Source organism: Kitasatospora sp. NPDC001119, from assembly GCF_053598475.1.
In genome coordinates this window covers 272044-294167 of sequence record NZ_JBSFKI010000005.1, presented here as the reverse complement: position 1 = coordinate 294167, position 22124 = coordinate 272044, and the positions used below count along the sequence as shown (strand labels likewise).

The 22124-nt window shown below is 71.1% G+C and carries 20 protein-coding genes and 2 riboswitches; of the genes, 12 read left to right on the top strand and 8 right to left on the bottom strand.

Annotated elements, in window-relative coordinates; all coding sequences use genetic code 11:
* The first annotated feature begins 137 nt into the window (after positions 1 to 137).
* Positions 138 to 1115, top strand: coding sequence for a carbohydrate kinase family protein (locus ACWDD9_RS08715; protein WP_049651843.1), 978 nt, complete (start codon positions 138 to 140; stop codon positions 1113 to 1115).
* Here the strand turns inward: ACWDD9_RS08715 and ACWDD9_RS08710 are convergent.
* Positions 1108 to 2592 (bottom strand): aminotransferase class V-fold PLP-dependent enzyme, encoded by a 1485-nt coding sequence (locus ACWDD9_RS08710; protein ID WP_449811160.1) that lies wholly within the window; start codon positions 2590 to 2592, stop codon positions 1108 to 1110. The two genes, ACWDD9_RS08715 and ACWDD9_RS08710, sit on opposite strands and share 8 nt — an antisense overlap.
* 368 nt (positions 2593 to 2960) lie before the next feature.
* On the opposite strand from ACWDD9_RS08710, the gene ctaC reads away from it, so the two are divergent.
* From ctaC to ACWDD9_RS08690, 4 genes are all read left to right on the top strand, one after another.
* A complete protein-coding gene (gene ctaC / locus ACWDD9_RS08705) occupies positions 2961 to 3815 on the top strand; it encodes an aa3-type cytochrome oxidase subunit II (RefSeq protein ID WP_049651842.1) in 855 nt (284 codons plus the stop codon).
* Positions 3812 to 5587, top strand: coding sequence for an aa3-type cytochrome oxidase subunit I (ctaD, locus tag ACWDD9_RS08700; protein ID WP_074000888.1), 1776 nt, complete (start codon positions 3812 to 3814; stop codon positions 5585 to 5587). Before ctaC ends, ctaD begins: the two co-directional genes overlap by 4 nt.
* The gene (locus ACWDD9_RS08695) at positions 5587 to 6009 is read left to right on the top strand and encodes a cytochrome c oxidase subunit 4 (protein ID WP_049651840.1); all 423 of its coding nucleotides are present in this window, start codon (positions 5587 to 5589) and stop codon (positions 6007 to 6009) included. The genes ctaD and ACWDD9_RS08695 overlap by 1 nt, the downstream gene beginning before the upstream one ends.
* A gap of 188 nt (positions 6010 to 6197) precedes the next feature.
* Positions 6198 to 7454, top strand: a complete 1257-nt coding sequence (locus ACWDD9_RS08690) for a L,D-transpeptidase (protein WP_074000889.1) — start codon at positions 6198 to 6200, stop codon at positions 7452 to 7454.
* 28 nt (positions 7455 to 7482) lie between these two features.
* Here ACWDD9_RS08690 and ACWDD9_RS08685 read toward each other — a convergent pair whose 3' ends face one another.
* The 5 genes from ACWDD9_RS08685 to ctaE form a co-directional block, all read right to left on the bottom strand.
* Complete coding sequence (locus ACWDD9_RS08685; RefSeq protein WP_074000890.1) at positions 7483 to 7854, bottom strand: GntR family transcriptional regulator; 372 nt, start codon at positions 7852 to 7854, stop codon at positions 7483 to 7485.
* A 104-nt stretch (positions 7855 to 7958) separates the two neighbouring features.
* The gene (gene qcrB / locus ACWDD9_RS08680) at positions 7959 to 9620 is read right to left on the bottom strand and encodes a cytochrome bc1 complex cytochrome b subunit (protein ID WP_074000891.1); all 1662 of its coding nucleotides are present in this window, start codon (positions 9618 to 9620) and stop codon (positions 7959 to 7961) included.
* Positions 9617 to 10669 (bottom strand): cytochrome bc1 complex Rieske iron-sulfur subunit, encoded by a 1053-nt coding sequence (qcrA, locus tag ACWDD9_RS08675; protein WP_049651837.1) that lies wholly within the window; start codon positions 10667 to 10669, stop codon positions 9617 to 9619. Before qcrA ends, qcrB begins: the two co-directional genes overlap by 4 nt.
* Before the next feature lie 8 nt (positions 10670 to 10677).
* A complete protein-coding gene (qcrC, locus tag ACWDD9_RS08670; RefSeq protein ID WP_049651836.1) occupies positions 10678 to 11487 on the bottom strand; it encodes a cytochrome bc1 complex diheme cytochrome c subunit in 810 nt (269 codons plus the stop codon).
* Positions 11488 to 11674: 187 nt separating this feature from the next.
* A complete protein-coding gene (gene ctaE / locus ACWDD9_RS08665) occupies positions 11675 to 12295 on the bottom strand; it encodes an aa3-type cytochrome oxidase subunit III (RefSeq protein ID WP_049651835.1) in 621 nt (206 codons plus the stop codon).
* Positions 12296 to 12691: 396 nt separating this feature from the next.
* Between ctaE and ACWDD9_RS08660 the strand changes: the two genes are divergently transcribed.
* From ACWDD9_RS08660 to ACWDD9_RS08650, 3 genes are all read left to right on the top strand, one after another.
* Entirely contained in the window at positions 12692 to 13117 is a 426-nt protein-coding gene (locus tag ACWDD9_RS08660) for a response regulator (RefSeq protein ID WP_049651834.1), read from the top strand.
* Between the two features lie 115 nt (positions 13118 to 13232).
* Positions 13233 to 14309, top strand: coding sequence for an anthranilate phosphoribosyltransferase (gene trpD / locus ACWDD9_RS08655; RefSeq protein ID WP_107086441.1), 1077 nt, complete (start codon positions 13233 to 13235; stop codon positions 14307 to 14309).
* A gap of 108 nt (positions 14310 to 14417) precedes the next feature.
* Positions 14418 to 14536: riboswitch (SAM riboswitch) on the top strand.
* Positions 14537 to 14587: 51 nt separating this feature from the next.
* Positions 14588 to 15970 (top strand): aminotransferase class V-fold PLP-dependent enzyme, encoded by a 1383-nt coding sequence (locus ACWDD9_RS08650; RefSeq protein WP_049651833.1) that lies wholly within the window; start codon positions 14588 to 14590, stop codon positions 15968 to 15970.
* Between the two features lie 3 nt (positions 15971 to 15973).
* On the opposite strand, the gene ACWDD9_RS08645 is transcribed toward ACWDD9_RS08650, so the two are convergent.
* Entirely contained in the window at positions 15974 to 16255 is a 282-nt protein-coding gene (locus ACWDD9_RS08645) for an Lrp/AsnC family transcriptional regulator (protein WP_049651832.1), read from the bottom strand.
* A gap of 41 nt (positions 16256 to 16296) precedes the next feature.
* Entirely contained in the window at positions 16297 to 17079 is a 783-nt protein-coding gene (locus ACWDD9_RS08640) for a rhomboid family intramembrane serine protease (RefSeq protein WP_049651831.1), read from the bottom strand.
* Between the two features lie 201 nt (positions 17080 to 17280).
* Here ACWDD9_RS08640 and ACWDD9_RS08635 point away from each other — a divergent pair, with 201 nt between their 5' ends.
* From ACWDD9_RS08635 to ACWDD9_RS08620, 4 genes are all read left to right on the top strand, one after another.
* Positions 17281 to 17544 carry a hypothetical protein gene (locus ACWDD9_RS08635; protein WP_049651830.1) on the top strand — a complete coding sequence of 88 codons (264 nt, stop codon included), beginning with the start codon at positions 17281 to 17283 and terminating at the stop codon, positions 17542 to 17544.
* 140 nt (positions 17545 to 17684) lie between these two features.
* Positions 17685 to 19112 carry an NYN domain-containing protein gene (locus ACWDD9_RS08630; protein ID WP_074001186.1) on the top strand — a complete coding sequence of 476 codons (1428 nt, stop codon included), beginning with the start codon at positions 17685 to 17687 and terminating at the stop codon, positions 19110 to 19112.
* Between the two features lie 200 nt (positions 19113 to 19312).
* A complete protein-coding gene (locus ACWDD9_RS08625; RefSeq protein ID WP_049651829.1) occupies positions 19313 to 20350 on the top strand; it encodes a C40 family peptidase in 1038 nt (345 codons plus the stop codon).
* Between the two features lie 338 nt (positions 20351 to 20688).
* Positions 20689 to 20842: riboswitch (cyclic di-AMP (ydaO/yuaA leader) on the top strand.
* Between the two features lie 10 nt (positions 20843 to 20852).
* On the top strand, positions 20853 to 21968 hold the full coding sequence (locus ACWDD9_RS08620) for a C40 family peptidase (RefSeq protein ID WP_049651828.1): 1116 nt from the start codon (positions 20853 to 20855) through the stop codon (positions 21966 to 21968).
* Positions 21969 to 22124: the final 156 nt, after the last annotated feature.

The window sequence follows — 22124 nt, the reverse complement described above, 5'->3', positions numbered from 1 at the left end:
GAGGGCGACGGGTGCCACCATGGCCGTGGGGCGGCAACTTGCGGCACTCTTGCCGGGCGCTCCCCGGGGCCGGGTACCGTAGGCGGGTTCGTCCCCGCCTGCCCGCTGGCCCCGCAGCCACCCTGAGGAGACCCCCCGTGCGTATCGCCGTCGCCGGCTCGATCGCCACCGACCACCTGATGACGTTCCCCGGCCGGTTCGCCGACCAGCTCGTCGCCGAGCAGCTGCACACCGTGTCGCTGTCCTTCCTGGTCGACACCCTGGACATCCGCCGCGGCGGCGTCGCGCCGAACATCGCCTTCGGCATGGGTGTGCTCGGCCTGCGCCCGGTCCTGGTCGGCGCCGCCGGTGCGGACTTCGCCGAGTACCGCAGCTGGCTGGAGCGCAACAACGTGGACTGCGACTCCGTCCACATCTCCGAGACCCGGCACACCGCGCGCTTCATGTGCACCACGGACGAGGACCACAACCAGATCGCCTCGTTCTACACCGGTGCCATGGCCGAGGCCCGCAACATCGAGCTGAAGCCGATCGCCGACCGCGTCGGCGGCCTGGACCTCGTCCTGGTCGGCGCCGACGACCCGCAGGGCATGGTCCGCCACACCCAGGAGTGCCGCACCCGCGGCTACGCCTTCGCCGCCGACCCCTCCCAGCAGCTGGCCCGCCTGGAGGGCGAGGACATCCGCGAGATCGTGGACGGCGCCGCGTACCTCTTCACCAACGAGTACGAGGCCGCGCTGATCGAGACCAAGACCGGCTGGGGCGCCGAGGAGCTGCTCACCCGCGTCGGCACCCGGATCACCACCCTGGGCAGCAAGGGCGTCCGGATCGAGCGCAAGGGCGAGGCGCCGATCGTGGTCGGCTGCGCCAAGGAGGAGGCCAAGGTCGACCCGACCGGCGTCGGCGACGCCTTCCGCGCGGGCTTCCTGGCCGGCCTGTCCTGGGACCTCGACCTGGAGCGCTCCGCCCAGATCGGCTGCATGCTCGCCACCCTGGTGATCGAGACCGTCGGCACCCAGGAGTACGAGCTGCGCCCGGCCGCCTTCCTGAAGCGCTTCGAGGAGGCCTACGGCGCCGAGGCGGCCACCGAGATCAGCGCCCGCCTGGTCAAGTAGTCCGCCGGACGACGAGGTAGGCCGAGCCCCGGTCGCCGCCGTACTCGGCGGCCGGGGCCTCGCCCGCGTACTCCTGTCCGCGCATCCCGCACCAGGCCGGGATGTCCAGCCGGGCCGCCTCGTCGTCCGCCAGCACGACGACCGTGCCACCCGGCGGCACCTCGCCGATCCGCTTCGCCAGCTCGATCACCGGCAGCGGGCAGCGCTTGCCCAGCGCGTCGATCACTGTGACCCGCCCGCTCGCCTCCGGGCGCTCTGACCCGGCGCCGACGCTCCTCGCTCCGGCACCGGCGCGCCCTTCGGCTCGGGGCGCAGCCCCGATCGCGGCCGGCGCCGGCCCGGGAGCCGGCAGGTCCAGCCCGAGCGGCGCCCGGACGCCGGCCACCAGGTCCGGCAGCACCGCGAGGAAGCGCTCCACGTCCGCCTCGGCCGTCCCGTACGGCAGCGAGACCCGGACGTTCCCCTCGGTGAGCACCCCCATCGCCGCCAGCACATGGCTGGGCGTCAGCGTGGACGAGGTGCAGGAGGAGCCGGAGGAGACCGCGAAACCGGCCCGGTCCAGCTCGGTCAGCAGCACCTCCCCGTCGACGTACAGACAGGAGAAGGTGACGATGTGCGGCAGCCGCCGCACCGGGTCGCCGACCACCTCGACCTCGGGCACCAGCCGCGGCACCCGGGTGCGGATCCGCTCCACCAGCGCGTGCAGCCGGGCGTTCTCCCGCTCGGCCTCGGCCCGTACGGCGCGCAGCGAGGCGGCCGCGGCCACGATCGCCGGGACGTTGACGTAGCCGGGCACCCGGCCGCCCTCGCGCTCGTCGGCCGGCAGCGGCGAGGCGTACCGGACGCCCTTGCGGACCGCCAGCACCCCGACCCCGGGCGGGCCGCCCCACTTGTGGGCGCTCGCGGTCAGCAGCGACCAGCCCGCCGGGACGTCCGCCCGACCGGCGCTCTGCGCCGCGTCCACCAGCAGCGGGACGCCGGCCCCGGCGCACAGCGCGGCGACCTCGCCGACCGGCTGCACCGTCCCGACCTCGTGGTTGGCGCTCTGCAGCGCGGCCAGCGCGGTGTCCGGTCGCAGCAGCGCGGCGAAGGCCGCCGGGTCGGCCCGGCCGCCCCGGTCGACCGGCGCCACCGACACCTCGCCCCCGGCGCTCTCGTGGCGTTCGGCGACGTGCAGCACGCTGGAGTGCTCCACCGCGGAGTGCACGAAGTGGCCGCCGCGCCGCCGGTTCCCGGCCAGCGCGCCCAGCAGGCCGAGCTGGACGGCCTGGGTGCCGCTCGCGGTGAAGGAGATCTCGTCCGCCCGGGTGCCCAGCACCGCGGCCACCGTCTCGCGGGCGGCGTCCAGCAGCATCCGGGCCTGCCGGCCGGAGCGGTACAGCCGGGCCGGATCGGCCCAGCCCTCGTCCAGGGCGGCGGTCAGCGCCTGCCGGGCGACGGGGTGCAGAGGGGCCGTCGAGGCCGCGTCGAAGTACACGGTCACATTTAACGACACACCCGGCCGCGTCCCCGGTCGGTCGGGCGGCTCACCCGCCGTCAGTCGATCATCCCGAATGTCCGCTTCGTCCGCGCCCGACGGGCCGTCACGGGTGTCGCCCGAGGTCATCCCCCGATCGGGCGTACGGACCTCGAATGCCTACGATGACCTGCGGCGCAGCCCCCACCGGGCCTGATCGGGCTAGCGGGCGGCGCGTTACCGGGGGCTGCCCGTCAGGAGCGCATAAGGCTGGAGTAGGGTTTGGCCCGCATAAGCATTCAAACCGTGCCCGTGGACGGGTCGCCGGGGAGGCTCACACTCCTCCCCGGGGCGACGCGAAGGCGGGCGAGACTTCGGGAAGGCGCTACGTGAGTCCCAACGGCTCCGACCGCTCGCCGCGGCGCACGATGCGGCGGAAGCTGCCTCAGGCGCTGGCACTGGGCCTCGTCATCGCGACCGCCACCGGCTGCTCGGCCAACGACCTCCCCAGGCTTGGCCTCCCGAGCCCCGTCACCAAGGAAGGGCCCATGGTCCTCCAGATGTGGCAGGGCTCCTGGATCGCGGCGCTGGTGGTCGGCGTACTGATGTGGGGTCTGATCATCTGGAGCGTGATCTTCCACCGGCGCAAGCGCACCGGTGTGGAGGTCCCCCCGCAGACCCGGTACAACGTGCCCATCGAGGCGCTCTACACCGCGGTCCCCATCATCATCGTCTCGGTCCTCTTCTACTTCGTCGCCCGCGACGAGTCGAAGCTGACGGCCACCTCCGAGAAGCCGCAGCACTACGTCAACGTGGTGGGCTTCCAGTGGAGCTGGGCGTTCAACTACGAGAACACCGAGACCCCCGACCCGGCCAACAAGGACGCCGCGTACGACGTCGGAACCCCCAAGGAGGTTCCGACGCTGTGGCTGCCGGTCAACGAGTCGGTGCAGTTCCGCCTCACCTCGCGTGACGTCATCCACGACTTCTGGCCCGTCAACTTCATGATGAAGATGGACGTCGTGCCGGGCGTGGTGAACAAGTTCGAGGTCACGCCGACCGTCAAGGGCGAGTACATGGGCAAGTGCGCCGAGCTCTGCGGCGTCGACCACTCGCGCATGCTGTTCAACGTCAAGGTCGTCGACCGCGCCGACTACGACAAGCACCTGGCCGAGCTTCGCGCCAAGGGCCAGAACGGCTGGGTGCCCTCCGGCCTCATCGGCATGGGAAGTGAAGAGAAGTGACCATCCTCAACGAGCCCGCCGCGGCCGGCGGGGGCGCCGATGCCGTCACGGTCGGGGCGCAGCGGACCCGGAAGCCGGGTTCCACCATCATCAAGTGGCTGACCACCACCGACCACAAGACGATCGGCACCCTGTACCTGGGCACGTCGTTCGCCTTCTTCCTGATCGGTGGCATCCTCGCCCTGGTCATGCGTGCCGAGCTGGCTCGTCCCGGGACCCAGATCCTGTCGAACGAGCAGTTCAACCAGGCGTTCACGATGCACGGCACGATCATGCTGCTGATGTTCGCGACGCCGCTCTTCGCCGGCTTCGCGAACTGGATCATGCCGCTCCAGATCGGCGCACCGGACGTGGCGTTCCCGCGTCTGAACATGTTCGCGTACTGGCTGTACCTCTTCGGCTCGACCATCGCGGTGGCCGGCTTCGTGACCCCGAACGGCGCCGCCGACTTCGGTTGGTTCGCCTACTCCCCGCTGTCCGACGCGGTGCACTCGCCCGGCGTCGGCGGCGACATGTGGATCATGGGTCTGGCCTTCTCCGGCTTCGGCACGATCCTCGGTGCGGTCAACTTCATCACCACGATCATCTGCATGCGCGCTCCGGGCATGACGATGTTCCGGATGTCGATCTTCGTCTGGAACGTCCTGCTGACCTCGGTGCTGGTCCTGCTGGCCTTCCCGGTGCTGGCCGCCGCGCTGTTCGCCCTGGAGGCGGACCGCAAGTTCGGTGCCCACGTCTTCGACCCGGCCAACGGCGGGGCGATGCTCTGGCAGCACCTGTTCTGGTTCTTCGGCCACCCCGAGGTGTACATCATCGCGCTGCCGTTCTTCGGCATCGTGTCGGAGATCATCCCGGTCTTCAGCCGCAAGCCGATGTTCGGCTACTCCGGCCTGATCGCGGCCACCATCGCGATCGCCGGTCTGTCCGTGACGGTGTGGGCGCACCACATGTACGTCACCGGACAGGTACTGCTGCCGTTCTTCTCGTTCATGACCTTCCTGATCGCGGTCCCGACCGGTGTGAAGTTCTTCAACTGGGTCGGCACCATGTGGAAGGGCTCGCTGAGCTTCGAGACCCCGATGCTCTGGACGGTCGGCTTCCTGGTCACCTTCCTCTTCGGTGGTCTGACCGGTGTCCTGCTGGCCTCCCCGCCGATCGACTTCCACGTCTCGGACTCGTACTTCGTCGTCGCCCACTTCCACTACGTGGTCTTCGGCACCGTCGTGTTCGCGATGTTCGCCGGCTTCCACTTCTGGTGGCCGAAGATGACCGGCAAGATGCTGGACGAGCGCCTCGGCAAGATCACCTTCTGGACGCTGTTCTTCGGCTTCCACACCACCTTCCTGGTGCAGCACTGGCTCGGCGCGGAGGGCATGCCCCGCCGCTACGCCGACTACCTGGCCTCGGACGGCTTCACCACCCTGAACACCGTCTCGACCATCGGCTCCTTCGTGCTCGGCCTGTCGATCCTGCCGTTCCTCTACAACGTCTGGAAGACCGCCAAGTACGGCGAGAAGGTCACCGTGGACGACCCGTGGGGCTTCGGCCGCTCGCTGGAGTGGGCGACCTCCTGCCCGCCGCCGCGGCACAACTTCCTCACCCTCCCGCGGATCCGCTCCGAATCCCCGGCCTTCGACCTCCACCACCCGGAGATCGCCGCGCTGGACTACCTGGAGAACCACGGTGAGCCGGCCAAGCACCTCGCCGGCGTGACCCCGGCGAAGTACGACGCCCCGAAGCTGGGCAAGGGCAACAAGGAGGGCGACGCCTGATGAAGGAACAGGGAAAGATCTTCCTGGGCCTGTCGGTCTTCGTGCTGGCCATGGCCATCACCTACGGCCTGTGGACCAACTCCGACACCAACGGCCCGGGCCTGGAGGCCGCCGGTACCACGGCGCTGTTCCTGGCCTTCGCGCTGTGCGCCTTCATCGGGTACTACCTCGCCTTCACCGCCCGCCGGGTGGACAGCGGCGCGGGTGACAACCCCGAGGCCGAGGTCGCGGACGACTCCGGCGAGCTGGGCTTCTTCGCCCCGCACAGCTGGCAGCCGCTCTCGCTGGCGCTCGGTGGCGCGCTCGCCTTCCTGGGCGTGATCTTCGGCTGGTGGCTGATGTTCTGGGCCGCCCCGATCATCATGATCGGCATCTTCGGATGGGTCTTCGAGTTCTACCGCGGCGAGAACCAGAACCAGTAGGGTTCGCGCTCGTGCACCAGGGCCGGTCCTCCCGTACGGGGGGACCGGCCCTGCCGCGTTCCCGGACGCCGCTGCGTCCCCGGGATGACGGCCTCACTCAGCTGGGTGAACCGGATGTCCCTCGGATGTCGCTTCACCGGGGGCGTTCCTACGATCTGATCAATCGTGCGAAACCTTCGGAGGCGGCCATGGCCGACAGGCGCGGAATCGCAGCTCTCGGCGGCATCTCGCTGGCCCTCGCCGTGCTGGCCCCGCTGGCCGGCTGCACGGCCCGGGACGAGGAGCCGGTCGGACCGCACCGGGTCGACGCGGCCCCGCTGGTCCACCTCTCGGCGGACGCCAAGGCGGACCCCTCCCAGCCGGTCACCGTGACGGCCGTCCAGGACAGCCGGCTCACCGACGTCACCGTGGTCGGCCCGGACGGCCGGGTGGTCGCCGGGAAGCTCGCCGAGGACCAGCGCAGCTGGCAGACCACCGGCCGGCTGAAGGCCGCCACCGCGTACACGGTGCGGATCTCCGCCGACGACGGCAAGGGCGGCCGCGGCGACACCACCGCGAGCTTCAGCACCCTCGCCGCCGAACGCCTGCTCACCGCCAAGCTCGGCCCGGACTCCTCCGGCAGCGGCGTCTACGGGGTGGGCCAGCCGCTCACCGTGGAGCTCTCCGAGGCGGTGAAGGACCCCCAGGCCCGCCAGGAGGTCGAGCGCGCCCTGACCGTCGGCTCCCAGCCCGCCGTCACCGGCGCCTGGTACTGGGTGGACGACAAGAACCTGCACTTCCGTCCGGAGGACTACTGGCCGGCCGGGACGACCGTCTCGCTGGCCTTCGACGGCACCGGCAGCCGGATCGCCGACGGCCTGTACGGCGGTGACCGCAGCTCGCTGAAGCTGCGGATCGGCGAGCGGGTGGAGTCGGTGATCGACGCGGCCGCCCACGAGCTCACCCTGAAGCGTGACGGCGAGGCGCTGCGGACCATCCCGGTCACCACCGGCAAGCCCGGCTTCGACACCCGCAACGGCGTCAAGGTGGTGCTCGGCCAGGAGCGGTCGGTCCGGATGAACGGCGAGACGATCGGGATAGCGCCGGGCAGCACGGAGTCCTACGACCTCGACGTGCTGTGGGCCACCCGGGTGACCTGGAGCGGCGAGTACGTCCACGCGGCGCCCTGGTCGGTCGGCTCGCAGGGCGTCGAGAACGTCAGCCACGGCTGTACCGGCATGAGCACCGGCAACGCCGAGTGGTTCTTCCAGCACACCCGGGTGGGGGACCTGGTGACGGTGGTGAACAGCCGTGGCGGCCGGATGGAGCCCTTCGGCAACGGCTTCGGGGACTGGAACATCGCCTGGACGGACTGGGTCAAGCACAGCGCCTCCGGACAGCCCGTCAGCACCACCGCACCGGCCTCCCAGGCCCCCGCCGCCGGGATGGTCCGCCCCGAGCTCTGAGACCCCCTGAGGCCCCCTCCGAGGGCGCTCAGCCCTGCGGGTAGGCCAGCCGCAGGGCGGTGTCCACGGCGGCCAGGGCCTCCGCGCGGGAGACGCCCAGGCGGCTCGCCCGGGCGGCGTACTCGGCGGCGGCCTCGGCGGCCAGCCGGTGCGCGGCGTCCCCGGTGGCGGCGATCAGCGTGCCGCGCCGGCCGTGGGTCTCCACCACGCCGTCCGCCTCCAGTTCGCGGTAGGCCCGGGCGACGGTGCCGGCCGCCAGTCCCAGCTCCTCGGCCAGGGCGCGGACGGTGGGCAGCCGCAGCCCGGTCGGCAGCTCGCCGGAGCGGGCCCGGTCGGCGATCTGGGCGCGGATCTGCTCGTACGGGGGAGTGGCCGAGGCGGGGTCGACGGACAGCTGCACGGGGGCTCCTGAGGACGCGGGGCGGCGGGTACGGGAAAGCCCGAGGGCCGCCGACCAGAACTCTGGTCAGCGGCCCTCGGGGTGACGCGGTGGTGCCTACGGGATCAGTGGTGGCCGTGGCCGCTGGTGATCTCGTGGTGCTCCTCGGCGGTCGGCTTGGGGATCTGGCTGCCCTCGCCGTAGAAGCCGCGGGAGAGCTTGGCCCGGGTGCGGGTGACGACGCCGGCCTTGCGGGCCACGCCGTTCTCGTCCGTCTGGGCCGGTAGCTCGACCGGCTGGTTCTGGTCGTGCGCGGTGAGCTTGTACAGGTCCTTCTGCGGCAGCTGGGTGTGCACCTCGACGAACTCGCCGTGCGGCAGGCGCTTGATGACGCCCGACTCGCGGCCGTGCAGCACCTTCTCCTTGTCACGGCGCTGGAGGCCGAGGCACCAGCGCTTGGTGATGATGAAGACGACGACCGGGACGACGAAGAAGCCGACGCGGACGAAGTAGGTGACCGAGTTGATCGACAGGTGCAGGTGGGTGGCGAACAGGTCGTTGCCACCGGCCATCAGCAGGATCAGGTAGAGGCTGATCCAGGCGGCGCCCAGGGCGGTGCGGACCGGGGCGTTGCGCGGGCGGTCCAGGATGTGGTGCTCGCGCTTGTCGCCGGTGATCCAGCCCTCGATGAACGGGTAGGCCGCGATCGAGACCAGGACCAGCGGGAAGATCGCCAGCGGGACCATGACACCCAGGTTGAGGGTGTGGCCGCCCCAGACGCTGATCTCCCAGCCGGGCATGATCCGGATCAGGCCCTCGGAGAAGCCCATGTACCAGTCGGGCTGGGCGTCCGTGGACACCTGGTCGGGACGGTACGGGCCGTACGCCCAGATCGGGTTGATCGTGGCGATCGCCGAGATGACGGCGATGAGGCCGAACACCAGGAAGAAGAAGCCACCGGCCTTGGCCATGTAGACCGGCATCAGCGGCATGCCGACGACGTTCTTCTCGGTCTTGCCCGGGCCCGCCCACTGGGTGTGCTTGTGGTAGAAGACCAGGATCAGGTGGGCCACCAGCAGGCCGAGCATGATGCCCGGGATCAGCAGCACGTGGATGGTGAAGAACCGCGGCACGATGTCGTGGCCGGGGAACTCGCCCCCGAACAGGAACATCTGGACGTAGGTGCCGATCAGCGGGACGGCGAGGATCGCGCCTTCCATGAAGCGGATACCGGTGCCCGACAGCAGGTCGTCCGGCAGGGAGTAGCCGAAGAAGCCGTCGAACATGCCCAGGATCAGCAGCAGGAAGCCGAAGACCCAGTTGATCTCACGCGGCTTGCGGAACGCGCCGGTGAAGAACACGCGCATCATGTGGACGAGCATCGCGGCCACGAAGACCAGGGCGGCCCAGTGGTGGATCTGCCGGATCAGCAGACCGCCGCGGACCTCGAAGCTGATGTCCACCGTGGAGGCGTAGGCCTCCGACATCGGGATGCCCTTGAGCGGCACGTACGAGCCGTCGTAGACGACCTCGGCCATCGAGGGCTTGAAGAACAGCGTCAGGTAGACACCGGTCAGGATGATGATGACGAAGGTGTAGAGGCAGATCTCGCCCAGCATGAAGGACCAGTGGTCCGGGAAGATCTTCCGCAGGTTGGCCTTGGCGAGGGAGTAGATCCCCAGCCGGCCGTCAGTCCAGTCAGCCGCGGCTTCCCACTTGTTGGCGGGCTTTTCACGCGTGCTGGAGGGCTTGGCGGCACCGGTCGTGGTGCTGCTCGCGCTACTCATCGAGCACGCTCCCAGTAGCTCGGGCCGACGGGCTCCGCGAAGTCGCCGGTGGCGACCAGGTTGCCCTTCTCGTCAGTGATGATCTTCAGCTGCGGCAGCGGGTGGCCGGCCGGGCCGAAGATCACGCGGGCGCCGTCCGCCAGGTCGAAGGTCGACTGGTGGCAGGGGCAGAGCGCGTGGTGGGTCTGCTGCTCGTACAGGCTGATCGGGCAGCCGACGTGGGTGCAGATCTTGGAGTAGGCGAGGATGCCCTCGAAACCCAGCTCCTTGGACTTGTCGTCCTTGATGTCCTCGGGCGCGATGCGGACCAGCATCAGGGCGTCCTTGGCGATCCGCTGCTGGAAGTCCTCGCTGTGCGTGGACAGGCCCTCCGGCATGGCGAACGTGAGCGAGCCGACGATGATGTCCTCGGGCTTCATCGGCTGCATGGTGTTCATGTTGATGAGCTGCAGCGGCTTGGTCTCGGTCGCCTCCTTCCAACCGGTCTCCTTGAGCTTCTTCTCGGGAAGCGGGCCAAGGTCACGGAGCAGGACCACGCCGGAGAGCGGGACCAGCGCCATGGAGCCGATCAGGGTGTTGCGGATCATCTTGCGGCGGCCGAAGCCGGACTCGGCGGCACCGGTCTTGAACTGCTCGATGACGTCGTTGCGGACCTCGTCGGAGGCCTCGATCGGGTGACGCTCGGCGGGCAGCTCGACGTCCGACATCAGCGTGCGGGCCCAGTGGACCGCACCCGCGCCGATCATGAACAGCGCGACGCCCAGGGTCAGGCCGAGCGCGAAGTTCAGCGCGCTGACGTGACCGAGCGGGAAGATGTAGACGATCTTGTCCGGGTCGATGGCCACGTACGAGGCGATGAACCCGACGGTGGCGAGCATCGAGACCACGAACATCAGCGAGACCTGGCGCTCGGCACGCGACGCGGCCTTCTCGTCGATGTCGGTGCGACGGGGCTCGTGGGCCGGCAGGCCCGGGTCGGCGAACGGGCTGCCGTGGTCGGCCACCTCGCCGGCGGAGCCGTGCGGCTCCGGGAGCTTCTCTTCTGACATGTCGTGGCTCATGACTTCTTGGCCTTGGTGGTGTGGGCGGCGACCCAGATCGCGACCGCGATGAGCGTGCCGAGGCCGAAGATCCAGCCGAACAGACCCTCGGTCACCGGACCGAGGCTGCCCAGGGTGAGACCGCCGGGGTTGGGCTCATCGTTGGTGGTGTGGCGGACGAAGGCCACGATCTGCTTCTTCTGCTCCTCGGGCATGGTGGTGTCCGGGAACGACGGCATGTTCTGCGGGCCGGTCTGCATGGCCTCGTAGATGTGCTTGGCGTCCACGCCCTCCAGCGAGGGGGCGTACTTGCCCTTGGTCAGGGCACCACCCTGGCCGGCGAAGTTGTGGCACTGGGCGCAGTTGGTGCGGAACAGCTCGCCACCCTTGGAGACGTCCTCGGGGTTGGTCGAGGTGAACTGCTCCTCCGTCGGGGTCACCGGGCCGGGACCGAGGGAGGCGACGAAGGCGGCGAGCTGGTCGATCTCCGCCTGCGAGTAGATGTTCTTCTTGCGCGGGACCTGGGCGCCGGGCTGCTGGGCCGGCATGCGGCCGGTGCCGACCTGGAAGTCGACAGCGGCGGAGCCGACGCCGACCAGGCTCGGACCGTCACTGCTGCCCTGGCCGTTCAGGCCGTGGCAGGAGGAGCAGCCCACGGCGAAGAGCTTCTTGCCCTCATCGATCGCGAGCGACTGCGCGGCGACGTCGGCCTGCGCCTTGTCGGCGGGCGCGAACGCGGCGTACAGCCCCCCGGTTGCCGCCAGGGCGAGAAGTAGGACGACCAGCGCCGCCAATGGGTGGCGCCGTCGTGCGGAGAGCTTTTTCACGGAATAACCCCGGTGTCAGGATCTGGTCGACTGGTGGGTGCACCCGGCGGCCGGTCTGGCCGGCACGAGGCTGCCTGTCTAGGGCTGCGCGCGCGGTCGGTCGGTGGGAGCGTCGGCACCGGCAGAAGCGGCCCGTCGCCGGTGAGGGCGGGGGCCGCAGCCGGTGGCCAGCGACCTGATCAGCTGGTTACTTGATCAGGTAGATGGTCGCGAACAGGCCGATCCACACGACGTCGACGAAGTGCCAGTAGTACGACACGACGATCGCGGCGGTGGCCTGCTCGTGCGTGAAGCGCTTGGCTGCGTACGTCCGTCCCAGGACCAGCAGGAAGGCGATCAGACCACCCGTCACGTGCAGCCCGTGGAAGCCGGTGGTCAGGTAGAACACCGTGCCGTACGGGTCGGAGGACAGCGACAGGCCGTCCTTCTTGACCAGCTCGGTGTACTCGAAGACCTGGCCGCCGATGAAGACCGCGCCCATGGCGAACGTGAGGATGAACCACGCCCGGAGCTTCTTCACGTCTCCGCGCTCGGCGGCGAACACGCCGAGCTGACAGGTCAGCGAGGAGAGCACCAGGATCGTGGTGTTGACCGAGGAGAAGGGCACGTTGAGGGCGTGGGCCTTCTCGGTCCAGAACTCCGGCCCCTTGACGGAGCGGAGCGTGAAGTACATCGCGAAGAGGGCCGCGAAGAACATCAACTCGGAACTGAGCCAGACGATCGTTCCGACGCTGACCATGTTCGGCCGGTTGACCGATCCGTGCGCGTGCCCGGTTTCTACTGCTGTTGCTGTCGCCACGACGGACATTATGTCGGTCCCTTATTCCGTCTTCACGTCGGGGGGTGTCCCTCGGAGTGTCCGGTGCGTGCGGTATGCCCGCTTGGGGGGCGACGGGGTGTCCGTACGGGGGGTGAGCAGCGGCGTGTCCCTTTTCTGATGGTTCCTCGGAGGAGCCTGGACCCCGTTGCCCGGCGCGCCGGTGCACGGTCGGAGTAGCCGAGGGAGGTAGGGGGGAAGGCGCCCGGGTGAGCCGTACGGGTGGACCGGGCGGGGTCGGGTGACGGGCCGTCCTCCAGGCGGGTGAGTCCGGGGCGCGGCGGCTTGGGGAGGAACGTGCGCGAGGGGGACTCGGCGGAGGGTGATCGGGAGTAGCATCCGGATCAGGCGAACGTGGTCCGGATCACACTTGAGGGAGCAGGGCCCATGGCGTACACGACCGATGAGACGCTCACCGTCCTCGTCTACAGCGACGACCGCAACACCCGCGAGCAGGTGCTGACGGCGCTCGGCCGCCGCCCTGCCGAGGACCTTCCGGAACTGTCCTACCTGGAGTGCGCGACCACCCCCGCGGTGCTCAAGGCACTGGAGAAGGGGGGAGTGGACCTCTGCGTGCTGGACGGCGAGGCCGTTCCGGCCGGCGGGCTGGGCCTCGGGCGCCAGCTCAAGGACGAGATCTACGGCTGCCCGCCGGTCCTGGTGCTGATCGGCCGGCCGCAGGACTCCTGGCTGGCCGCCTGGAGCCGGGCCGACGCCGCGATCTCCCGTCCGGTGGAGCCGGTGGCGCTGGCCGGGGCGGTCGCCACCCTGCTGCGGGACCGGCTGGCGAAGCGGACTCCGGCCGTCCGCTGAAATCCGCGCCAGGAGTAGGAAAGACAGGGGTAGAAGCGGGCGCTCCGCTCGATAGGCTGGCTCCATCCGTACGGACGTCCCCGGAGCGGGGAACCGACAACAGCTGGAGTCAGCCATGGTGAACGTGAACCCTGCGAACGGCGGTAGCGACCCCGCGCAGGTGGTCCGCACCTGGCCGGACCTCCTGGCGGCACTGTTGCAGGGGGAGGACCTCGACCGCTCGTCCACCGCGTGGGCGATGGACCGGATCATGAGCGGCGAGGCGTCCCCCGTCCAGGTGGCCGGGTTCATGATCGCGCTGCGGGCCAAGGGCGAGTCGGTCGAGGAGATCGCCGGCCTGGTCGACGCGATGTACGCGCACGCCGAGCCGCTGGAGATCCCCGGCCCGGCGGTGGACATCGTCGGCACCGGCGGGGACCGGGCGAAGACCGTCAACATCTCCACCATGTCGGCGATCGTCGCGGCGGCCGCCGGCGCCAAGGTGGTCAAGCACGGCAACCGGTCGGCCTCCTCGACCAGCGGCTCCTCGGACGTGCTGGAGAAGCTCGGGGTGGCGCTGGACCTCTCCCCCCGGCGGGTCGCCGAGGTGGCCGAGGAGGTCGGGCTGACCTTCTGCTTCGCGGCGAAGTTCCACCCCTCGATGCGGCACGCCGCCACCGCGCGGCGCGACCTCGGGGTGCCGACCGCCTTCAACATCCTCGGTCCGCTGACCAACCCGGCCAAGGTCACCGCGCACGCCATCGGCTGCTTCGACACCCGGCTGTCCGGGCTGATCGCCGGGGTGCTGGCCCGGCGGGGCGCCACCGCGCTGGTCTTCCGCGGCGACGACGGGCTGGACGAGCTGACCATCACCACGACCTCGCAGGTCTGGCTGGTGCGCGACGGGGTCGTCACCGAGTCCACCTTCGACCCGCGGGACGTGGGCATCGAGCTGGTCGGCATCGAGGCGCTGCGCGGGGCGGACGCCTCGTACAACGCCGAGGTCGCGCGGCGGCTGCTGGCCGGCGAGCACGGGCCGGTGCGGGACGCCGTCCTGCTGAACACGGCGGCGGCGCTGGTCGCGCTGGAGCTGGGCGACGCGCCGCTCACCGAGCAGCTGGCGGCCGGCATGGAGCGGGCCGCGAAGGCGATCGACTCCGGTGCCGCGCAGGACCTGCTGCGGCGCTGGTCGGAGGCCACCAGCCGGGCCTGAGGCGGTAGTTGGGGAGCCCGTGCCGGTACGCCGGTGCGGGCTCCCGTGCTGTCCGGATGCTGGATGCCCGTTTGACCACCCGGTGGACCCGGCCTAGAGTCTTCGCCAGGTCATGAGTGACAGCGCGAAGCCCCAGCTGGCTGTCCGGCAACCCTCCGTCCGTGGCGGGGTGCCCTGGGTGAGGACCGGGTCGTCACGGCAAGCCGTCCGTGCGACAAGCGCGGACGCCCGACGACTAGCACTCCCGGGGTCCCTTGCCCCAGAAGGAGTGCATCCCCATGTCTCTGGCCACCGAAATCCGCACCCCGCTCGCCGTCCTCGGCGCCGACGTCCAGGTCCCGCTCGCCAGCGGTGAGAAGGTCGGCTACGCGGCGCTCGACTACGCGGCGAGCTCGCCGGCGCTCCAGCGGGTGTGGGACGACGTCGCCGCCTACGCGCCGTACTACGGCAGCGTCCACCGCGGGGCCGGGTACCTCTCCCAGCTGTCCACCGACCTGTTCGAGCAGAGCCGCCGCACCGTCGGCGAGTTCCTCGACCTGCGCGAGGGAGACCAGGTGGTCTTCACCAGGGCCACCACCGACTCGCTCAACCTGCTGGCCTCCGCCGTCCCGGCCGGCACCCGGGTGTTCGCCTTCGAGACCGAGCACCACGCCTCGCTGCTGCCCTGGGCGCACGCCGGACTGGACGTCACCTACCTGCGGGCGCCGCGCTCGCGGGCCGAGGCGGTGGCCGCGCTGGACGCCGCGCTCGCCGAGGCGCCCGAGGGCCCCAAGCTGCTCTGCGTCACCGGCGCCTCCAACGTGACCGGTGAGCTGTGGCCGGTCGCCGAGCTGACCGCGACCGCGCACCGGCACGGCGCCCGGGTGGTGCTGGACGCCGCCCAGCTGGCGCCGCACCACCGGGTCTCGGTGCGCGAGCTGGACGTCGACTGGATCGCCTTCTCCGGCCACAAGATCTACGCGCCGTTCGGCGCCGGGGTGCTGGCCGGCCGGGCGGACTGGCTGGACGCGGCCGAGCCGTACCTGGCCGGCGGCGGGGCGACCCGGACGGTGGCCCGGGAGGCCGACGGCTCGGTGGCCGTGCAGTGGCACACCGGCCCGGCCCGGCACGAGGCCGGCTCGCCGAACGTCATCGGCGCCTACGCGATCGCCTCGGCCTGCCGGGCGCTGACCGAGGCCGGCTTCGACGGGCTGGAGGCCCGCGAGCAGCAGCTGATCGCCCGGCTGACGGCCGGGCTGGCCGAGATCCCGCAGGTCAAGGTGCTGAACCTGTTCGGCGAGGGCTCCGCCCGGGTGGGCGTGCTGTCCTTCGTCGTCCGGGACTGGAACAGCTCGCACTTCTCCGCCGCGCTGTCCGCCGAGTACGGCATCGGGGTGCGCGACGGCCTGTTCTGCGCCCACCCGCTGGTGCGCACGCTGCTGGGCGACGAGGACGAGGCACCGTCCGAGTGTGGTGCGCCCGAGCCGTCGCTGCCGGGCGAGCGCAGCCTGAACGCGATCCGGGTGAGCTTCGGCGCCGGGACGCCGGACGAGCACGTCGACCGCTTCCTGACCGCCGTCCGGGAGCTGGTCACGGAGGGCGCGGCGTGGAACTACCGCAACGAGGGCGGGCGCTGCGTCGCCACCGTGCAGGTCGAGCGGGGCCGGCGCGCCGAGGGCTGACCGCTACTCGTCCAGGCCGAGGGCGAAGGCGGCCTCCAGGTCGTGCTGGGAGTAGGTGCGGAAGGCGATCTGGGTCTCGGTGTGGGCCACGCCCGGGACCTTGTTGAGCCGGCCCGGGATGACCTCGGCCAGGTCGTCGTGCCGGCGCACCCGCACCATCGCCACCAGGTTGTAGCCCCCCGTCACCGAGTAGACCTCGCTCACGCCGTCGATGGCGGCGATGGATTCGGCGATCTCCGGGATGCGGTCGACACTGGTCTTGATCAGGACGATGGCGGTGATCACAGTTCGGGCTCCTTTGTGGGGTGCCGCCAGCGTATCGGGCGTCAGCCCGGTCGTCGCGGGGGGTGGCGGACCACGGTGCAGGCGTAGAGGAACCCGGCCGAGAAGCCGATCACGTGGACCAGGTACGCCACCCCGGGGCCGGCCGCGTGCACCGACCACCACTGCAGGACGAACCAGAGGCCGAGCACCAGCCAGGCCGGGAAGCGCAGCGGCAGGAAGAACAGCAGCGGGACGAGGGTGGTCACCCGGGCCCGGGGGTGGAGGCGCAGGTAGGCGCCGAGGGCGGCGGCGATCGCCCCGGAGGCCCCGATGAGCACCCGGGTGGAGTTCGGCGAGTGCGCCTCGGCGAGCGCGAAGCCGTACGTGGTCAGGCTGCCGGCGGCCAGGTAGAAGACGGCGTACCGGGCCCGGCCCAGCCGGCGTTCGACGGTGGGGCCGAAGACCTGGAGGAAGAGCAGGTTCCCGAGCAGGTGCAGCCAGCCGGCGTGCAGGAAGAGCCCGGTGAGGACGGACAGCGCCGGGCGCTTGCCCGGGGTCGGGGCGGCCGGGCAGCCGGGGACCGGGTCGGGGGCCTCGGCGAGCTGTTCGGCGGTCAGCGGCCGTCCGGCCAGCACCTCGGCCGGGACGGCGCCCCAGCGCTGCTCGTACCGCTGCTCCGCGCAGACCCGGGCCTGGCCCGTGCCGTACAGCGGGTTGAGCCCCGCGGCCGGGCCGAGCAGGAAGACCAGGGTGTTGAGGGCGATCAGGGCGTAGCTGACCACGGGGGCGGTCGCCGCCGGGCGGCCGCCCCGGGCGGCGGTGTGGTCGGGGACCGCGAGCGCCATGCGGCCAAGCATCCCTCCGGGCGCCGCAGGTGACACGGCGGTTTACGGCAGGTGGACTAGCCCGGGTGTTCAGGCAACCGGTGGTCGCGACGGTTGCCCCAGGCAATAGGCTTGGGGCGGGCATTCCCGCCTCCCGCCGCCGACGCCGGGGCTCCGGGGGGAGCGCCTGCCCCACCCAGGGACCACCCGAGAGGACCCCCGATGACCGTCCCCGCTCTGACCGCCGAGACGCGCTGGCGCTGCACCCTGTGCGGCAACCTCACCCGCTTCGACGTGACCCGCACCGCGCGGGTGACCGAGTTCCTGCACTTCGACCTGGCCGGCGAGTCCAAGGTCGAGGAGACCGAGGTGCTGAGCGAGACCGTCGAGTCGGTGCGCTGCCGCTGGTGCAACGCGGTGGACCAGGTCGAGCTGGTGGCCCGTCCGGGCGCCGAGGAGACGCAGGCCCCCGCCGACCAGGGCTGATCCCCGCCGCGGCGGCGGGGTGGGTGCGCGGCGCACCCACCCGCGCCGCACGGGACAATACAGAACAGGACGCACGGAGCGTGCCGACGGGGGCGGCCGCGGCCGTGCCCCGCTGGACCAGGATCGGAGCCGAGGACGTGGTGGACGCAGCGAAGGAGCCCGGCGCAGCCCAGGGGCTTCAGCCCGCTGCGGCCGAGGCCCCGGCCGAGGCTGCCGGGACGGCGGACGGCGCCTCCGGGTCCGCGGCGGAGCGCGCCGTCGAGAAGCTCGACCGGCCGCTGCCCGAGGGCGTGCGCCGTCGGGTGGTCGGCCTGGCCTCGGACGCGCTCGGCGGGGTGCCGCCGGCCGAGCTCCCGCAGAGCCTGCGTCAGTACGTCAAGTTCACCCCGGCGCGGCGGGCCAAGTACGCGGCCACCGCGCTGGCGGCGGCGCTGGAGGCGGAGCCGGCCTTCCGGGTGCGGATAGCGGAGCGGCTGCGTCTCGGGCAGCCGGACCTGGTGAAGGCGCTGGAGTCGGGCACCGTCCCGAGCGCGGCCGATCCGATGGACGTCGCGGCCGCCGCCTACCTGGTGCGTTCGACGGGCTGGAGCCGACTGGTGGCCGAGGCCGGCGAGGAGGCCGAGCGGGCCGGTGCCGAGGACGCGGCCGCGGAGGCGGTCCGGCTGGTGGAGAAGCTGCAGGCCGAGCTGGCCGAGGTGCGGGCCTCCGCGCGGGCGGACGCGGACCGGCAGCGGGCCGAGTCCGACGGCGTCCGCAGGGAGGCCGAGTCGCTGCGCAAGAGGGTGCGGTCGCTGGAGAGCGACACCCGCCGGGCGCAGGCCGAGACCCGCCGGGTGGCCGGCGAGCTGGACGCGCTGAAGGCGCAGGCCGCGGCCGAGCGCGGCGCGGCCGAGAGCGAGGCGCGCCGGCTCCGGCACCGGGTCCTGGAGCTGGAGAACGCGGCCGAGCAGGGCCGCCGTTCGGCCCGTGAGGGGCGCAGCGTGGAGGACATGCGGCTGCGGCTGCTGCTGGACACCGTGCTGCAGTCGGCCCAGGGGCTCCAGCGGGAGCTGGCGCTGCCGGTCGCCCAGATCCGCCCGGCGGACCTGGTGGAGGCGGTGGTGCCGGGGGCGGCCTCGCCGCACGACGTGGCCCGGCGCGGGCTGGCCGAGGACGATCCGGCGCTGCTGGACCAGCTGCTGGCGATCCCCCAGGTGCACCTGGTGGTGGACGGCTACAACGTGACCAAGACCGGCTATCCGACGCTGCCGCTGGAGCAGCAGCGGATCCGGCTGCTGGGCGGGCTGGCGATGCTGGCCCAGCGGACCCAGGCGGAGGTCACCTGCGTGTTCGACGGGCAGGACCTGGACGTCCCGGTGATCATGGCGCCACCGCGCGGGGTCCGGGTGCGGTTCAGTCGGACCGGGGAGACGGCCGATGAGCTGATCCGCCGTCTGGTGCGGGCCGAGCCGCAGGGCCGTCCGGTGGTGGTGGTGTCCACCGACCGGGAGGTCGCGGAGGGCGTGCGGAAGGCGGGCGCGCGCCCCGTGGCGTCGGTGCTGCTGCTGAACCGGCTGGCCCGGCCCTGAACCCGGGGAGGTTCGCATGATGCCTGGTCAGGTCCTGTTTCGGAGCATTGTGCGAGTCCGGTGAAGTCAGTGTGGGGACCGGAGTTCACGCCTTCGGGGGAGTGGCAAAACGGATAGATCTTCACTAGGGTCTGGCGTCAAACCTATTTTCCGGAATCTCATCCCATCAGGTGAGCCCGTTGGAAGAAGGAGCCGGTCCCTTGGCCTCCCACCGCCGTCCCAAGCAGCCGAGCCGCGCACGGATCTCCGTGCTCACCGCGGCCGCTGCGACCGCGGTCGCCCTCTCCGCCCAGGTGGCCGCGCACGCCGCGCCGCAGCCGAACAAGACGGACGTCAAGGCGCAGATCGACCAGCTCCAGGAGGAGCAGGAGCAGGCGGCCGAGAAGTACAACGGCGCCAAGGAGCGGGCCGACCAGCTGCGGAAGCAGGCCGACCAGCTGCAGGACCAGGTGGCCCGCGGCCAGGAGCAGATGACCCAGCTCCAGGGCGGCCTCGCCGAGGTGGCGGGCGAGCAGTACCGCAGCGGCGGCATCGACCCGTCCGTCCAGCTGATGCTCTCCTCGGACCCGTCCGGCTACCTGGACAAGGCCTCCACCGTCCAGCAGGCCAGCACCAGTCAGGCCGAGGCGCTCAAGGGGCTGCTGGACCAGCAGCGCCGGCTGGACCAGGAGAAGACCGAGGCGGCCGCCGTCCTCGCCTCGCTGGACACCACCACCAAGGACCTGAACCAGGCCAAGTCGGACGTCAACACCAAGCTGAAGGCCGCCCAGGACCTGCTGAACTCGCTGAGCTCCGCCGACCGCGCGGCGCTGCGGGCCCAGCAGGCGCAGGACGACCGCGCCTCGCGCGGCAGCGACCGGGTCGACCTCGGCAGCCTGCCGCCGGCCAGCGGCTACGCGGCCACGGCGCTGGCCAAGGCGATGAGCAAGCAGGGCTCGCCGTACGTGTGGGGCGCCACCGGGTCGACCACCTTCGACTGCTCGGGCCTGATGGTCTGGGCGTACGGGCAGGCGGGCGTCTCGCTGCCGCGCACCTCGCAGGAGCAGGGCCACTACGGCACCCGGATCCCCTCGCTGGACCAGGCCCAGCCGGGCGACCTGGTGATCTACGGCCCCGACATGCACCACGTCGGGATGTACATCGGCAACGGCATGGTGGTCCACGCGCCGCACACCGGTGACGTGGTGAAGGTGATGAAGGCCGACGCGATGTCGATCAACACCATCCGCCGGGTCTGACGGACCGACACGCCCGGGGGGCTCCCGCGGGGGCCTGTGAAAAGCGCCACCCCCGTTCGGGGTGGCGTTTCGGGTTTCCGGCCCTTCGACGACCACATGGTGAGAACCGATCAGCCTTGTGTGCGTCAATGGTCACCATCGGTCATTTTCACAAAGGAACTTGGGTAATCTTCTGTCTTTTTTCTGACAAGGATTTGAACCGATCACGGTTCAGTTACTAGGGTCATGCTCCGAACCACCGCACTGTCGATCGCCCAGCCAGGGTGGCGGCGGTGGTTACCGTCGAGTTCGCAAGGCAGCGGGACAGGTCGAAGCGACTGTCCGACAGGGGAGCCCAGTGGTAGGGGGCGCTGCGGAGCGGAGCCGGGGAACCACGTTCCTCCGGGGTGAATCGGCGCCAGGTCGGCCGGTGGAACGGCCGTGAGGCGTCGTAGGGCATGCTTCCGGCCCGAACCCGTCAGCTCACCCGGTAGGCGGCCGTAGGAAGAAGGAGTCCGCCTTCGTGGCGTCCCATCGTCGTCCCAAGCCCGCCGGCCGCGCCCGGGTCTCGATCCTGACCGGCGTCGCCGCCGCAGCCGTCGTCCTCTCCGCGCAGGGTGCCCACGCGGACCCGCAGCCGACCAAGGAACAGGTCAAGGGGCAGGTCGACCAGCTCAACGAGCAGGCCGAGGTCGCGACCGAGAACTACAACGCCGCCCAGGCCAAGCAGCAGGACCTGGAGAAGCAGGTCTCCGGCCTGCAGGACCAGGTGGCCCGTCAGCAGGCCCAGGTCACCGAGCTCCAGGGCGGCCTCGCCGAGATCGCCGGCGAGCAGTACCGCAACGGGGGGATATCCCCCACCGTCCAGCTGATGTTCTCCTCCAGCCCGGACAGCTTCCTCAGCCAGGCCGACGCGCTGAACCAGGCCGGCAGCACCCAGAAGGGTCAGCTGAAGGAGCTCCAGGAGCAGCAGCGCAAGCTCGACCAGGACCGCAACGAGGCCCAGGGCAAGCTCGCCGAGCTGGAGTCGACCACCCAGCAGCTGAAGGCCTCCAAGGACGAGGTCCAGGGCAAGCTGAAGGCGGCCCAGGACCTGCTCAACACGCTGACCGAGCAGGACCGCCAGGCGCTGCGCCAGGCCGAGGAGAAGGCCGCCGCCGAGGCCAAGGCCAAGGCCGACGCCGCCCAGGCCCAGCAGCAGCAGGCCGACCGCGCCTCCCGCGACAACAGCCGCGGCAGCCTCTCGGCCCCCACGACCACCGCTCCGGTGAACGTGGCCCCCGGCAGCTCGCGCGGTGCCGCCGCGCTGTCCGCCGCCGCCTCCAAGATCGGCAGCCCGTACGTCTGGGGCGCCACCGGCCCGGGCTCCTTCGACTGCTCCGGTCTGATGGTCTGGGCGTACAACCAGGCCGGCGTGTCGCTGCCGCGCACCTCGCAGGCGCAGGCCTCGGCCGGCACCCGGCTCGGGACGGACCTCTCCAAGGCCCAGCCCGGCGACCTGCTGATCTTCTACACCGACGCCCACCACGTCGGCATCTACGCCGGCAACGGCCAGGTGCTGCACGCCCCCAAGCCGGGCGCGTCGGTGCGCTACGAGGCGGTCACCAACATGCCGCTGACCGGCATCGTGCGGGTCTGATCCCCGCTCGGACGTCTCCAGGCCCGGTCTCCCCCAGGGGAGGCCGGGCCTGCGGCTTTTCCGGCGGCTCGATCTGATGTCCGATTGGGGAGTGAATATTCGGGTTGGGAGGGGTTTGGACTCGCTTGCCCGGACTCGCTAACGTCTGCCACCGGA

Excerpts from the sequence above, each read along its gene's own strand:
- ACWDD9_RS08695 (WP_049651840.1), top strand. The coding sequence starts at position 5,587 with ATGAAGGAACAGGGAAAGATCTTCCTGGGCCTGTCGGTCTTCGTGCTG.
- ACWDD9_RS08690 (WP_074000889.1), top strand. The coding sequence starts at position 6,198 with ATGGCCGACAGGCGCGGAATCGCAGCTCTCGGCGGCATCTCGCTGGCC.
- qcrB (WP_074000891.1), bottom strand. The coding sequence starts at position 9,620 with ATGAGTAGCGCGAGCAGCACCACGACCGGTGCCGCCAAGCCCTCCAGC.
- qcrA (WP_049651837.1), bottom strand. The coding sequence starts at position 10,669 with ATGTCAGAAGAGAAGCTCCCGGAGCCGCACGGCTCCGCCGGCGAGGTG.
- ctaE (WP_049651835.1), bottom strand. The coding sequence starts at position 12,295 with ATGTCCGTCGTGGCGACAGCAACAGCAGTAGAAACCGGGCACGCGCAC.
- ACWDD9_RS08660 (WP_049651834.1), top strand. The coding sequence starts at position 12,692 with ATGGCGTACACGACCGATGAGACGCTCACCGTCCTCGTCTACAGCGAC.
- trpD (WP_107086441.1), top strand. The coding sequence starts at position 13,233 with ATGGTGAACGTGAACCCTGCGAACGGCGGTAGCGACCCCGCGCAGGTG.
- ACWDD9_RS08650 (WP_049651833.1), top strand. The coding sequence starts at position 14,588 with ATGTCTCTGGCCACCGAAATCCGCACCCCGCTCGCCGTCCTCGGCGCC.
- ACWDD9_RS08640 (WP_049651831.1), bottom strand. The coding sequence starts at position 17,079 with ATGGCGCTCGCGGTCCCCGACCACACCGCCGCCCGGGGCGGCCGCCCG.
- ACWDD9_RS08635 (WP_049651830.1), top strand. The coding sequence starts at position 17,281 with ATGACCGTCCCCGCTCTGACCGCCGAGACGCGCTGGCGCTGCACCCTG.